The sequence below is a fragment of the Acinetobacter sp. YH12126 genome (assembly GCF_013418745.1).
GTDB lineage: Bacteria > Pseudomonadota > Gammaproteobacteria > Pseudomonadales > Moraxellaceae > Acinetobacter > Acinetobacter amyesii.
In genome coordinates, this window is the sequence record NZ_VPBM01000031.1 from 1 (window position 1) to 15,024 (window position 15,024).

The following is a 15,024-nucleotide window of genomic DNA, read 5'->3' on the forward strand; positions in this document are numbered from 1 at the left end:
AAGCTTATAGCAGTGTCACAGATGCGAAAAAGCAATTGAGTGCATATTTTGAGTTTTATAATCTGAAACGACCTCATTCGAGTCTAGACAAAATGACACCAAATGAGTTTTACTATGATCAGCTACCCCAACAAAACAAGGTGGCTTAACTAGAGCGGAATATCACTTATAAATACGCTTTTAGTTGTTCAAACAAGTGGAACCACCTCTAAAGAAAGTCGTGACTTTGGTGTTTCTGCAAATGCGTGGAAAGAAACGCTACGTGATTGCATAGGTGATATTAAAGCCTATCGAGAAGCATCAAAAGACAAAGTAAAGCAGGCGATCCGAAAACGCACCTCCTGTAATAATGAACAAAAAAGACTATACACCTTGCTTAAAAAAGATGAATGGATGACTGATAATTTCCTCCATCGTCAAATGCGTAATCACTTTAAGCATGGTGTTAATCACACACATAATCAAATTATTGTTCGTGCGGATATGTGTAAAACTTTTGAGTTAAATGGTCAATGTTGGCTTAAAGTGCCGAGTCTAGTCCCTCGACAAACCATTAAAATTCCACTAAACACCACTGTTGATTTTGCGCCACAAGGCACACTTAGAATCATTCTAAAAAACGGTAATGTTGAAGTTCACTCAACTTATGATGCAGTTGAAACACAGGATTGTGGTCAGGAAACCGTAGGTGTTGATAAAGGTTATTCAGAAGCCTTTGTGGATTCTGATGGTGAAGTATATGGCAATGGTTTAGGTAAATTGATCTCAAGTGAATCAGACTACCTAAATCAAAAGTACAAACGTAGAAATAAGCTCAGAGCGATTTCTAAAGCCAAACCGCACAAGAAACAGAAAATTGAGTTAAATAATCTAGGTCGAAAAAAACTAGATAAGCGACAAGATACTCAAAAAGCAAAGCTCAAAACATTAATATTTACAGCAACTCACAAGTTGGTTGATAAAGCCAAAGTGATTGTTGCGGAAGATTTAACATCCCCAATTCAAAGTAAACGCAACTATGGCAAAAACACCAATAGACGCTTAAATACATGGGCTAAAGGTTTGTTAGCTAATGCCCTAACTTCTATATCTCACCGTAGAGGTTCTACGGTGCATCTAGTCAATTCTGCATATACTTCGCAAAGTGATTCTTTCTTGCATGGCCTTTTAATAGGTACACGTAAGGGAGATCGTTTTCACCGTTTCAATGGGGAAGTTGTGCAAGCTGATTGGAATGCTGCGAGAAACGTGCTTGCAAGATTAAACGACAATGAGATAAGTCGTTATACGCCTTACAAAACTGTAAAGCGTATATTGCAAGAACGGACTGACCGCTACAAGTCGGAACTGACCGACTCAGGCTCTAGTTACACGCTTGGCAACAAGACATTAACAGAGTGCGAATTAGTCCTTGAGTATGTTTGAATACATTTTAAGGAACAGTAGGATAAAAACATGCACTTATTTAAATTAACTGACGAACAACTCGCACAAATTCTTATCCCGAAACGATTTGTACCACCTACTCCACCTGAACATGAAGGCAAGAATATGGTCTATGTATTTGATAGTGAGGATAAGTTTGAACTGACTTATGATGAGCTGGTGGAAATCATTAGCAAAGCTAGAATGGCTGGTCCGAAGTTGATACCTGTCTTAGGCACCGTGAATTAAATTGTGCAGTGTTCGCACGCCACTTGAAACATAACTTGATTGGAAATGAATTTGGGCTGAGAAAAATTCAGTTCAAATTTAACCTGACGGGCACACTAAAAAATGGGTAATTGTCAGATCGAGTTTGGACTACAACACTTTAGCTCATCGATTTACCATACCGCTAATCTTCACACCATTTTCGTAAATCCAGCGATCAAACTGTGATACTACATTCCGCTTATTAATCCAAGTCAGCATGGTGCTTTTCATAAAGGCAGTTTACTTATAAACAGGGAAATTTCTAAACAATTCCCCTTTAACATGCTTAGGCTATTTGATCCAGAGTTCATCTTTTTGCATCATTTTTAACATTAAATTAAATATAACCAGCGGAGTAACATTTTTTTTGTTAGAGCCGACAACTCTTTGAAAACTAAATTTAACGGTTCGCTCAGGAGCATCCAAATTAACTGGGTAGTTTTGTTTTTCTAAATACAGATGATCTCCTAACATTGGCTCTATACCAGTAATAAAATTAACAATTTGTTGCTCATCACCTTTCATTCGGCATTGAAAATGTAGAAAATTCTTACGCAGTTTTCCAAATAATAATAATATTTTAAGCGCCTTAACCATGTTCTTTTCTTTCAGTGCATCTTGCTGCCTATCATCTTTATAATGAAAATCAAGGAGAGGAATTATTTCATCTGGACGAGTCAGTTTTTTAGCCTTTTCGTAAAGTTCATCAAACCAACTCTCTTCTAAATTCTTACTATAAACATAATTCGTTTTTAAATTAAATTTTTGGCGATCCATCCATTTAGTGCTCATCCATTGACATCGTTGCATCCATTCTTGAGCTTGGGTATCTTCGCTTAATCGACCTTCTCTAAAACTTATCAAACGTTGAAAAGGTGTCAGAGTACTCTTCTCTATACTAAACTTCTTTTCTTGTCGGCCAGCCATCGTAACTGGCTGTGTTTGCTGATAAGAATTAAACCATTTCTGCTGCTGAGTATAACGATTTAGGTTTATGTAGTCTGTACTTGACTTCACTGGACTAAAACACTGTTCTAATACTTTTTTTGAAATGATACACGGCGAATTATAAATTCGATCGACTGCTAATAAATCCAAAACATGAAGGTAATTTGAAGCCGTTTGCTCAATACTGCTATGCCCCATCCAAGAGGCGAGCACCTGCCATTTATGTTGAATAATCTCTTCTTGAGCACGTGCTTTCATACCAAACAATAAATCCCTCATCTTTTTTGCTTTTACCCAAGGACAATCTGTGTAGGTCTTGATCATTTCTTTTGAACCGAGCAAAGTTATTGCTAGATAGTTAGCAGCACTGTGGCGTAATGTATGAAAACTAAAGCCATGATGCATACCTAATATTTGACTAAACAAATCTACTGTAATTTTGCTGATACATTGATCAGTTAATACACGATGATTCACACTAAAAAGTAGATCATCCTGCTGATTAACCAAATATTGCTCATAACGATGTTGTATGTAACGTTGTACTACTAAAAACTCATGTTCTGACAATGCAATTTTCAATGGTATTTGACGATTCGCACTTCGCGTTTTCAGACGGCGATATGAATTGTCTTGGATATGAAGCGTGATATTATTAAAAACTGTATTTTCTTTTTCTTTATAAAGTAGCTCTGGGCAAATAATATCTTGTATTTTAAGACAACGAACTTCATTTAATCGAAGTCCAGTTCTATAACTTAGTAAATACATCAGCTTTAAACAACTCAGATGATCGACCCACTCTGATGCCGTTGGCTCTTGACTTAAATTTTCTAGTTTTTCCAATAATTTGCCAAATAGCAAAGGACTCACTAGCCGTGCATTGCAAATTTGTAAATGCTTAAAACTTGAATTCTGTAACACCAATACCCCTGGAGCATCATAATTCTCTATACAGAATTGATGAAAATCTTTTAGGCGACCAAAACGGTATTCTGCGCTTTGGTGCATCTTACGAGAGGTTTTTCCTTTCACCGAATCTCGTTGAACTGCTTTTTCATCACGTTCACTGCTGTATTTCAATAGCTGCCGATATAAATCCTCATAGTCATCTATGGATTGTTGCTTTAAATCTAATTTATTGAGCCAAATCTCAAATATAAATTCTTTGCCAAACGATCCTAAGTAGCTTTCAATAGTTGATAATTGAAGCCCTCGTTTTTTTAAATGCATTAACCAGTGAATTAAGCGTAGTTGAGCATCAATTAAAGACTTTTCCTCCGTATTAGCATCAACTATCTTCTCCTCTAACACCCTTCTAGTTTCTTGCCAAAAACGTAGCGTGCGTTCTTCTTTATTCCTCTTTTTATCTAAACGCTCAACTTTTTGACCTTTACGTTTCTTTTGACCAAACAACATCAACTCATACGGAATCGTTTGTAATTTGCTTTGAACAGTCGGAACTTCAGGAAGTAACTGCTCTTGTTCAAAATGAATAGGGCGATTATCTGGTTCTGTGACTTGATTGTAATCATTATTCCACAGCAATCTAAATTCGGATGGCCTTAAAGCAACAGTATTAATCTCTTGCTGAAGCACATTACTCAAAAATATATCTATGCTGAGGTTTGGATTAAATTCGAGTACCATTTGCACATCATTAAATGCACGAAATCCACGGCGTTTAATTTGATATTGCAGATCCCCAAGACTTTTTTTCCTGCCTATCTTACTCAAGCTTTCTAAAATACAATCTTCAACTGAATGTTGCAGACAAAATTCTTTCTGAGCAGCTTTCAACTTTTTTAAATATTGCAAAATGAACTGCGCATATGGGTTAAAAAAAACATGTTTCCATTGGTACAACTTTCCCTGTTCTACATCGTTGCCATATTGAGAGTTTTCAACACGATAATGTAGTAACAATGGATTAGTGATTTTTTTGTAGTCCGAATGGTATAACCGAAAACAATTCAGATCTGTACCAAGCTCAATGGCCTCCTGCAATTGCTTCTGAATAGCAATCAAATGCTGTTCATCTGCACAGCCTGAAATATATATAAAACTTAAGCATAAATTTCCCCATAAGTACTTTGGTTCATTCCAATATTCAAATGAATCTTGCCAATACTGCCTTAATTCCTTAAGTACATGGATATGTAGATGCCCCTGTTCTAACCGTGACTCTGTACTCTCAATTTTTCTAGGCAGTACGATCCGTTTAGTATGTGGATTTAGCTTAATTCTGTATGATTTTTTATCTACATTCTGGTTGAATTGCTTCCTTCTTTTATTAAATTCATCTTCAGTAAATTGCATCAGTTTTGATTGTTCGTCTCGGCTCAACTTTTGACTCAAACAATCAACACTATCTTTAATGTCATGCCATTTTTCAGCGATCTGCTGATCAAGTTTTTGCTGCATTTCTTTCGTCAATACTTCAGGTGGAGAAGGCTGTCTATCTAGCGACTTTTTCACCATTTTATGAATATCAACAAATAGATCATCTAGTTGTGGTTTTATTAGTTCTTTGATTTTTTGCATACAACTATTTTCGCTCTAAGTGTTTAATCGATAAAGATTTGACATTATCTTGCAATTGCTGGCGGGCTTGCTGTACATAGACATTCGGGATAAGTGAAGAATGCGGATGAAAAGCCTCTCGGTCACGTTGGTCATGACCATACAGGGCCTGAATTAAGTGAAAAGCTAATGCTGGTTTACCCTCTTGCTGCTCATGCATCAAAAAGTTCATGTCAAAATGACGTAACCAATTCGAATACATATTCTTTGGAAAGACTCCTTGCATATATGAATTCACCCATTTTCTCGATAAAGGGATTAACTTAATTTTCCTGCTCTGCCATTCTTTGACAGTTATCGGCAAGATATCTTTACTAAAAATGACCTTACCAAAAAGATCATTTACAGTTATCTTCTTCTTTGCAAAGACTTGTCTAAAAAATGAACCGTACGCTTCAATAATTTGTTCTAAAAAGGCAGTGTAATTTTGCAGTGTTTTTATGAAAAAATCAGATAAAGGGATAAAACGACCATCTTTTCTTGCTTTACTATTTTTTTTATCATTCACATATAAAAGCTTGAGCTCAACACAATAATCATCCAAATTCCCCAACAGGTTTTTTTTAGGCCGACTTGCCAAACTCAACAAACTGATATGCCACATCCAACACGCATATGCATTAAGTTGATTAATAATGTGCTTATCTTCTTGGATGTTTTCGTGACAATGTCTATGTAAAATATGGAATTGCTCTTTCACAAAATTGGATTCAAGTGCCAGTTGGCTCCCTATCCTTCCTATAGATAATGCAGATTGCACTTTGAATTGTTGTTGCAATATTTTTAGTTCAGCCGTGTCTTCAGTAAAATGTGTGGAATGTGGTGTAAGTGCTTTTTCTAAAAAGGCTAGATATGTGCTACTGAGTTGAGTTTTCGGTAGCCCGCCATAATAGATACCAGGCATGTGATGCTGACTATCCCGCCCAGCAATTACATGAGCAAGATATTCATTATATGTTTCATAATATATATGAAAATATAATTGAGCCTGCAGTTTTTCTACAGTGATCGAACCTACAAACCGATTATCAAGCCAATTCTTAAGTTTCGTATTAATGTGTGTTGATGAAATTAGTGGATTCGATGCTTGTTCTATATAGTCAAACCAAGCAGAAGGTAAATGTAGTTGATGTGTCATCACTTCATTCCACCGCACATGATTTAAGCTCTTAATCTTCTGCTCTGTAATTTTAAGATTTAATTTGAGTAAATATTCGCGACGTCTACTTGAACCATTCTGGATCAAAATTCCATCTTGAATAAGCTCGTTAAAATCCATCAGTGCGACGGGTGATAATCCCGTCAAAAGTGACAATAAACATGCTGCAGCGATTGCAGCATCCCTCCAGTGCCCGGATAACTCGGTTCTCAACACATAAACAATTTGCTTCAGTATATCTGGCGCCAAATAATGTGGATTTGTAACAAAAGGAGCATGACGGCGCTGGCGATGCCGCATTAGATGCGTCGCATTATCGCTGAGTATATAATTTAAATTTTTAGACTTTTCATCTTCTGAATAAAACTCCATTTCAGGATCTAATAGATCAACTTCACCCTCTTCATCTTTGTGAAGAGCGGCATCATAAATACTAATCTTTGCGTTATGTCCAATATCTACTTGCTTACCCGTTTTAATTTCACGAAATTTTTTGAGTTCATTTTTCGTCGGCCATTGCAAAACTTTGCTTTTTTTTGACTTACGCTGACGATGAACTACACGACGATCATCTAGTCTTTTAAAAATTATTAATAGAGCCGATAAATACTCTATGACTTGTACTTGTTCGAAATCTTTAATATTAAAAAGTTGATTACGATCCTCTTTTTTCAAATTACGTTCGTACGTGACATAACAATTTAGCAGCTTACTACATTCATGAAATAATTCAGCATGATTAGAATCCAGCACATATCGTGAGACATAGCGTAATAGGTCACAAACATGTTTTTGCTTATTCTCAGCTTTATCAATTTTTGCAAATTCTTGATACTGCCGATATGTTAAAAAACTCGCTTGTAGAATCAAATAACGTTGCGATGACAGCTCTTGTGTATTACTAGAATCTGGACATGCAAAAAAACTCACAGCAGCTAAAAAAGAATACTTACCGATCTGTCTGGAGCCTGATATATAGCTATAAATTTGTTGTGCTAATTTGTATAGAGCGTAGACATCTTTATACAAATCATCTGATAGATCGACAAATTGTGTATTTACAATATCATCACGTAATAGACAATAATCTTGTTGATATTTTTCTGCTAAATCTAAGAATTGCTCTTGTGTTTCAATGTTTGGCATATTCATTTTCGCTTAATATTTTTATCACGTTGCATTGTTTAAATTCATTGTGATCAGAACGATTTGGTAAAAGTTGATCCTTTATTGAATTCTTTGTTAGCTTAAAAAATCTTGCAAAAAATTTAGCATCCAGTTCTTTCTGAGCTTTTCTTTCAAAGCACAAGTGTTGTTGTGATTTTTCGATAAAATCATCAAGATTATGTATCAACTGTAAGATTGCAACATAATTAGAATGCACACGTAAGCCTGGCTCCGTTTGCATTAATAGCAATATTTTTTGCCAAATTTTCACATAGATTATTTTGAACTTTGCTTGTACTACTACTTTCTGGCTCTGTTTAATCTTTTTGATTTTCAGTAGTTCTGAGTTAATTTTTACTATCTTAAATTGAACATTTTGTCGCTCAAAGCAAAAGGGCATGATAAATTGCCCCATAAATATCTCTATATTTTTTACTAAATAGTCAAATTTTAACATTTTTATCGATATAAAAAATGAGCATATCTTTGTATATTAAAATTCATTTAATTTATCAACTAAATTTTCTCAAAATTACAATTATCAACAAATACATATGGTTTACTTATCATGGGTGGTCTAAATTTTAAGAATTCTTCCACTTTTTTTTAGTTTTCTGTTATTACATGAAACAATACCGTTGTATTACATTTTAGAAATGCTGTGTATGCAGCATTGATCAAAAAGATTCTCTGCTATACTTACTTCACGTGTAGCATCAATGGAGTTTCGAAATGCTCAGAACCACTGAACAGAAAAGAAAATATATTCAAGCGACACGTTCGCAAAACTATCAAGCCAGCCTAAAGCTTGAAGGCATTACAACGACAGCTCAAACAACTCAACAAAGTAAAGCTGAAATCTTGCAAAAATATAAGAAGTATTCGCAACCCGAATCTTAGTCAGGTGCATGTATGGATAAATATGGGGAAATGGGTGACAGCCTGTATTGTTACCCTGGCACAAATATCCTAAAGAACAAACTCAATATTCGTGATGAACAAATTTTAGAACAAGCTGAACTAGAACTGTCTGGATTGGCAAGTAACTTAATTGAATATGCTGAACCACCTTACGACTTACAATACTTAAAATCAATTCATGCGCAGCTCTTTGGCGACTTATACGACTGGGCAGGAAAGTTAAGACAAATCGATATTTCCAAAGGTGACACCCGTTTTTGTAATTTTTCCCGTATTGAAATTGAAACCAATAAACTACTCAAACCGCTTCAAGAAAAAAAATACTTTCAAGGCTTAGCACCACAACAACTGATTCCTCAACTTGCCGACTTGTATTGTGAGCTTAATGTCATACACCCATTCCGTGAAGGTAATGGACGTACACAACGGATTTTCTTTGAGCATCTGATTGCTCATTGTGGTTATGGTATTGATTGGTCTCGCATTGACTCTCAACAACAATGGATTCAAGCCAATATTGAAGGTTTTTATGGTAATTTAAATCCATTAATTAAGATTTTTGAAATATGCTTTATTCAAAATACCTAAAATTTAAGTAGTCGAAGCCCACAATCCTTAATGAGCCATCATCTTTGCTTCAATCCACTGATTAATTTCCCAAATAAACCAACAATCACGATTCTTAGAAATCTTAATACTCTTCGGGTAATTTAGGATCGTAATATTCAGATTACTTATCCAGAATTGAATAGATCGTTAACTTAGATAGACTTTTAAGCAATGTAACTTGCCGCATGTTTATCAACATATGTCTCAAAAAAGTCTGCCCATACATAGATTTATGGTGTTTAGTGCTTAAATTTCAGATTAATCTTCGTCTGATGACCTGAATGGATGTTACAGATTACATGCAGGTGAATTACTCTGTGGCTGTATCATGGCTTTTGTGCAATCCAATCCATTTGATCCGAATGTTCTCTTTTGCAATAAAGCAGCCTCTTCTGCTTTTCCTGAACCAACGAACTATGTCATTGATTTGATTCAACCGACAACAGTGATGCTGAATCAAATCTCCAAAGAAGGGATTAAATGCAAGAAATGTGGTAAGAAAAAGATAGGGGATGGAAGTTATTATCCGTCTAATTGGAACCAGCCCATGAGTCGAGATCAGTTGAGTAAGAATCATTTTAAATGAATAAGAGAAGGATGGCTTACCTCACTTCTCCGAATAACAATGCTATGCTTTTCAACCAAGGTTATAAATTGGCAACTACATTTCATTCTTCTTCATGCTGGTCCTATAGCCTGTAGACAATTACTACATCATTTGCATTCAATGCTCAATACAGCCTGTCAGCAGAACCGCAGCGATACTTTTTTTCGTGCATACATGTAGTGTTTAAATCCATTCATTTTTCAATGATCCTCTGCCGTTTATCACATTTATGGTCGATCTTTAACCTTGTGAAAAATGCACATACCGATCCCTTCAAACTGTCAAATTTATGTATGCATGACATTTAAAGAAAATTATCTGATCAATTTTTTTAGGTAAAATTCATCAAGAAAAAAGTTATTATTATTCATAACATCACCAATAACCACATAAAAACAATAATTTAATAAATTATTCTTCCAATTTTTTTATATTTAGTGTTATTACCTCTAAATCCATGTTTACCACCTTCTATTACATAAGTAATTTAGAAGTATCCACGATATAAATTGCTTGCCCTCACACCTCTCCCCTCTCACGCCCAAAAAATTTATACTGAAAGGCAGATTAAGCCCGTTCGAGTTACATATAGCCGCATGCTATATTGAAAGCATTAAGAAAATATCCTCAATATTTATAGGATTTTTAAAGTATGAACTAATTTTCGAAGAACCCTTTCTAAGTAATGTGACCTATTAGGAAAAATGAAAATACTGAAATCTCCGTATCAACAATCAGTCAAAGTACATCCTGATGATTTTCTGTAACCGATACCCAAGGACTATACCTACCCTTCTGATGTGCTGTGCAACAAAGCCCTCCTTAGCCACACTATAGCTATAGATTAATTCCATTATTTTGTGATTTAATTAAATTATTCATTCTTAAGACCCAATTTAATGGATTTATATTTCACTAAACCAGAAGAAGTTGTGACTCTTTTAGGTGAGCGTTTACGTAAGCAACGACTCTTTCTGGAGATGTCTCAAGCTGAGGTAGCAGCACGCGCTGGTGTCGGCGTGAATACAGTTTCGAATCTTGAAGCGGGACGAAATGTATCTGTTGAAAATTTAGTCCGTATTGCAATGGTCTTGGGTCGATTAAACGAACTTCAGGAACTATTTAAACCTCAGCTTAACAGTGTGAATGACATTCTTCGCTATGAGAGTCAAAGTAAGCGCCACCGTATTAAGAGGAAGGGATAATGCTCAATAGACTTAATGTTTATTACAACGGTTGGGACGAATCATGGTTATGGGGAACGCTGATTAGTTCAACAGCCACGACAGGTAGACCCACCATTGCTTTTGAATATAGTCCAGAAGCAATACAGCAAGGTGTTGAGCTCTCTTCTTACTTGCTGCCTTTAAAAGGTCTACCATTCAGACAAGGTTTTCCTACTCATCAAATGGGACTCCCAGGTCCAGTCTATGACGCTTTACCAGATGGTTGGGGCATGATGTTGATGGATCGATATTTCAAAAAAATTGGCTTAAATTCAGCACGAATTGGACCTTTGGAGCGTCTGACCTATATTAGTAGTCACGCAATGGGTGCCCTCTCCTTTGAACCTTGTGTTGCTGACATGCAAACCTCAGAAAATATCCCTTTACAACAACTGGCCCAGGAAGTTCAAGAAGTACTCAAAGGTGAAGGTGGTGAATTTCTACAGCATTTATTGGTCATGGGTGGCTCCCCTCAAGGTGCCAGACCAAAAGCGTTGGTTTACCGAGATCCTGTCAATTTAGAGTTTTCGACTCAAGATTCTGATCAACATGAAGCCTGGCTGATTAAGTTTCCTGCTCAGCAAGAGCATCCTGAAGTCTGCGCCATTGAAGCCGTCTATGCAGAATGTTTGCGACTTTGTGCAATTGAGACTCCAGATACCCATTTCTTTAATTTGCCCAATGGTTTAACGGCTTTTGCTTCTAAACGATTCGATCGTCAAAATGGTATGCGGATTCCAATGCAGAGTTTGGCTGCATATACAGGAGCAGACTATAAAGTTCCAGGTAGCCTAGACTATCGCAATTTTCTCCGGGCAACCTTGATGTGTACGCAAGATGTACGAGAAAGATTGCATGCTTTTAAACGTGCTGTGTTTAATGTGCTTTTCAATAATCGGGATGACCATACTAAGAACTTTTCATTTCTCATGGAGAAAAATGGTCAATGGAAATTGGCTCCAGCCTATGATGTGACCTTCTGCGAGGGTCCAGGTGGTTATCATCAAATGGACATTATGGGAGAAGCGCTCAATATTTCCCGAAGTGACATACATAAACTCGGTACTTCAGAAGCTAATCTGACTACTCTAGAAGTCGATGAGATCATCTTGACCATGCGTGAAATTGCACTTCAATTTAGTCAAATTGCGCAGCGCCTGTATCCCCATCAAATTCGAGAATCTACCCTACAGATGATTCAATCACGGATTCAACAGAATATTGATTTTTTAACTGAAACCTAAGCGTAAATATAAACTAAGCGCCAACCATCAACTGCAAATAGACTTTGATATAGTTAGTCGCTACATAATCTGTAGAACCTGTGAATTAGCTCTCTTTATAATCACGAATATTAGATGGATCACCGCCAAGATATATTCTGCAAACGTGAAATCACTACATCCAGATCGAAAATCACTAAGAAAAAACTGTCACCAAAAAAAGGTCTGCACTATGGATAGATGCAGACCAAACTCTGGATAACTACCAGCACGAGAAATATGTCGCAATTTTGCATAGACATGAATTTGATAAAATCAGCCCAGAAAGCCAGAAATTCATAAAAACTATTTCATCAATCCCCTATAACTTAATCACGTTCATGGTCGATCTTAAATCTTGTGAAAAGTACTCATGCTGACCTAGCCAAACTGTAAAACTCATGTATTTATAGCCTTTAAATGAATCTTTCAATCGGTATATTTAAGGTAAAAACTAGTAATCAGAAGTTATTATCACCCCCATATAAAACAAGGATCAACTTAAAAACAATAACTTAGTAAATTATTCTTTCATTTTTTTTATATTTAGTGTTATTTTAATGTACTATTCATTGGATATCCCTCTACTTATAAGCCTGTGATCTTGCGAATCAGATGGTTCACTTTAACATTCTCTAAGCTGCCCGAGAATTGCTCTGCTCCCTGCCCTATGGCTTCCAAGAAAACATCAGCCCCGCCATGTGTTTCTTTATCTTTAAAACCTGTCTGAATCACGGCTTCTTGCTGGAAATCATCCGCAGCAGCTCCCGTACACCAACCAGTTTCACTCAAAGGATAAGTAAAACTATATTTCTCACCTTGTTTAGGTTGTGGACCCTGTACTGGATGACAGATATCACTGTCTTTCAAATTGATTACTAGGTCATCCATCCGATTTTGTGTCGGACGCTTTTTGCCCGTACCAAAACCAATAATCGGATAAGGTTGTCCATGAATATCTTTGGCAAAACCCGCACGATCATAGTTTTTAACCAAACCTAGTACACTGGTTTCCTGACCTTGTACATATTTTCCAGTACGCTTGGCATAGCCATTTAAAATTAGAGTGTGATCATGATCTGCCGTTATCACAATCAAGGTATTTTTTAATTCAGGGTCACTTTGTCGAAGTTTTTTAATGGTTGCATCCAAAGCCTCGTTTAGGGCAATTGTATCCTGTAATGCACGCTTAGCATTGGTGTCATGTAAAGCATGGTCTATACGTCCCCCTTCAACCATCAGGAAAAAACCATTTTTATTTTGGGTTAGAATGTCCAAAGCGGCCAACGTCATTTGCTTTAAGCTAGGTTCAGGCAAGTTTTTTTTGGTTCGATCTAAGTCATAATTTAAATGGCTAGTATTAAACAAACCCAATAATTTTTCATTCTTTCCTAACTTCATCTGGGAGAGTTGAGGTTGATCATAGACCACTCGATAGCCTGCTTGTTGCATTTCTGCGATCAAATTCCGTTGGTCTATCCGTTCTCCCCCTTGATCTTTCGGCAGAAATTGACGCTTACCCCCGCCTAGAATCACATCAACCCCATCTTTTAATTTGACGTTATAACGCTGATAGGTATCACCTTGCGAACTTGGTACTAATTGGGATGCTATGTCATTTTCAGCATCACGATGACAAATATGGGCATAAGTCGATGCTGGTGTAGCATGCGTAATGCGAGTTGTTGTGACTACCCCTGTACCCCAACCTCGTGCTTTGGCCAATTCAAGTAAAGTTTGAGTGTCTTGCTTATTCTGGTTCTGAGGATTGGTTCCACATTGATGATTTCCGGCCTGATTTGGTTCTACTGCAATTGTTCCAGTCTGCATGGATATCACTTCATTTTTCATTTTTACACCTGTCATATAGGCACCCATCGATGGTGCGCTATCTGTAACCTGTGCATCTTCTGAGAAAGTACGAACAAATGCTGACTCTGGCAGTTGATCTATCGGCAGTTGGCCATCTTCACCAACAGCATAAATTCGTGCAGCTGTCAGTGTCGTGATACCCATTCCATCTCCCAAGAAAAAAACCACACGGTGGGGCTGTTTTAGTGGTTGTACTGAAGCAGAAGATGATTGAACTAAAGCAGGACTTTGGCAGCCCGTCAAAATAACTGTGCCCAAACTACAGCATGCCAAACTTATTGATTTTTTATTAAATTTTTTCTTATGCCAAAGCATTGCATCGCCTCATCTTAGGATGGTCGAAAAATACGCTTTAAATATTCAATTTACATGACAAATTTATGAAAATATTATTATGACTAATTAGGGTCTGTTGACATTTACTGTGGCTTTGTTGCACAAAGATTTTAAAAGTAGAACTCCCCTAAGCTTCTCAAACTTAAGTGACAACTTGGGTGTGAGGTCTGCCTAAATCCGTAAATTTATTTAATACTGTCACACGAGCATGAATCTCATTCACTTGGCTCTGAAAGTTTCTCGCACTGAGTTTATATGCGGACCAATTCGTTGTACGGTAGATTTTAGTTGCTGGCTTCTTCATTCGGAAATTATATTGCTGAATCAGACCTTACAAACAGCTTTGTGCAACAAAGCCGTCTTTAAGTACTTTTTTTAAAGGAAAAATCATCGACTTAAATCTATATTTCCAACAGTGCCACTTTTATCGCTTTAGCACCTCAACTTATTTAAGTGGCGTAACTTACATAACTTATGCATCCCATTTAAGTGACCTCAGTTATAGTATTCCGTGTCAGGAATTTGTCCACTTATTCCAATGATGATGAGAACTGCAGCATTGACTTAGATCGCCAGTGCTCAGTACTGGCCATCATGTAGCTTTTATCGCTTTAGCGCCTTAACTTATTTAAGTGGCGT

At 36.6% G+C, this 15,024-nt stretch carries 13 protein-coding genes and 1 pseudogene; 8 read left to right on the top strand and 6 right to left on the bottom strand.

Annotated features, from left to right (window positions below):
- From FTU62_RS16490 to FTU62_RS16500, 3 genes are all read left to right on the top strand, one after another.
- Positions 1-149, top strand: a 149-nt coding sequence (locus FTU62_RS16490) for an integrase core domain-containing protein (protein ID WP_079745370.1), incomplete at its 5' end; no start/stop codon positions are given.
- 223 nt (positions 150-372) lie between these two features.
- Positions 373-1,425 (top strand): RNA-guided endonuclease TnpB family protein, encoded by a 1,053-nt coding sequence (locus FTU62_RS16495; protein ID WP_257223252.1) that lies wholly within the window; start codon positions 373-375, stop codon positions 1,423-1,425.
- A 30-nt stretch (positions 1,426-1,455) separates the two neighbouring features.
- Positions 1,456-1,674: a hypothetical protein gene (locus FTU62_RS16500; RefSeq protein WP_000550047.1), complete on the top strand. Its 219-nt coding sequence runs from the start codon at positions 1,456-1,458 to the stop codon at positions 1,672-1,674.
- Between the two features lie 144 nt (positions 1,675-1,818).
- Here the strand turns inward: FTU62_RS16500 and FTU62_RS17665 are convergent, their stop codons facing one another.
- From FTU62_RS17665 to FTU62_RS16515, 4 genes are read right to left on the bottom strand one after another with little or no spacing between them, the layout of a single operon-like run.
- Positions 1,819-1,926, bottom strand: a complete 108-nt coding sequence (locus FTU62_RS17665; protein ID WP_372551473.1) for a hypothetical protein — start codon at positions 1,924-1,926, stop codon at positions 1,819-1,821.
- 60 nt (positions 1,927-1,986) lie between these two features.
- The gene (locus tag FTU62_RS16505; protein ID WP_127800785.1) at positions 1,987-5,187 is read right to left on the bottom strand and encodes a site-specific integrase; all 3,201 of its coding nucleotides are present in this window, start codon (positions 5,185-5,187) and stop codon (positions 1,987-1,989) included.
- Between the two features lie 4 nt (positions 5,188-5,191).
- Positions 5,192-7,531: a hypothetical protein gene (locus tag FTU62_RS16510; RefSeq protein WP_180079277.1), complete on the bottom strand. Its 2,340-nt coding sequence runs from the start codon at positions 7,529-7,531 to the stop codon at positions 5,192-5,194.
- Complete coding sequence (locus tag FTU62_RS16515; RefSeq protein WP_127800793.1) at positions 7,518-7,967, bottom strand: hypothetical protein; 450 nt, start codon at positions 7,965-7,967, stop codon at positions 7,518-7,520. Before FTU62_RS16515 ends, FTU62_RS16510 begins: the two co-directional genes overlap by 14 nt.
- Before the next feature lie 317 nt (positions 7,968-8,284).
- Between FTU62_RS16515 and FTU62_RS16520 the strand changes: the two genes are divergently transcribed.
- The 5 genes from FTU62_RS16520 (at position 8,285) to FTU62_RS16540 (ending at position 12,159) form a co-directional block, all read left to right on the top strand.
- Positions 8,285-8,452 carry a YhfG family protein gene (locus FTU62_RS16520; RefSeq protein WP_000946583.1) on the top strand — a complete coding sequence of 56 codons (168 nt, stop codon included), beginning with the start codon at positions 8,285-8,287 and terminating at the stop codon, positions 8,450-8,452.
- Between the two features lie 12 nt (positions 8,453-8,464).
- Complete coding sequence (locus FTU62_RS16525) at positions 8,465-9,061, top strand: putative adenosine monophosphate-protein transferase Fic (protein ID WP_179990952.1); 597 nt, start codon at positions 8,465-8,467, stop codon at positions 9,059-9,061.
- Positions 9,062-9,410: 349 nt separating this feature from the next.
- On the top strand, positions 9,411-9,668 hold the full coding sequence (locus FTU62_RS16530; protein WP_004726728.1) for a hypothetical protein: 258 nt from the start codon (positions 9,411-9,413) through the stop codon (positions 9,666-9,668).
- Between the two features lie 920 nt (positions 9,669-10,588).
- Complete coding sequence (locus FTU62_RS16535; protein ID WP_000366814.1) at positions 10,589-10,894, top strand: helix-turn-helix domain-containing protein; 306 nt, start codon at positions 10,589-10,591, stop codon at positions 10,892-10,894.
- A complete protein-coding gene (locus FTU62_RS16540; RefSeq protein ID WP_000934716.1) occupies positions 10,894-12,159 on the top strand; it encodes a type II toxin-antitoxin system HipA family toxin in 1,266 nt (421 codons plus the stop codon). Before FTU62_RS16535 ends, FTU62_RS16540 begins: the two co-directional genes overlap by 1 nt.
- A 606-nt stretch (positions 12,160-12,765) precedes the next feature.
- On the opposite strand, the gene FTU62_RS16545 is transcribed toward FTU62_RS16540, so the two are convergent.
- Both FTU62_RS16545 and FTU62_RS16550 read right to left on the bottom strand, forming a co-directional pair.
- Entirely contained in the window at positions 12,766-14,364 is a 1,599-nt protein-coding gene (locus FTU62_RS16545) for an alkaline phosphatase (RefSeq protein ID WP_180036111.1), read from the bottom strand.
- Between the two features lie 163 nt (positions 14,365-14,527).
- A pseudogene (locus tag FTU62_RS16550) lies at positions 14,528-14,638 on the bottom strand (IS5/IS1182 family transposase); the annotation flags it as partial.
- Positions 14,639-15,024: the final 386 nt, after the last annotated feature.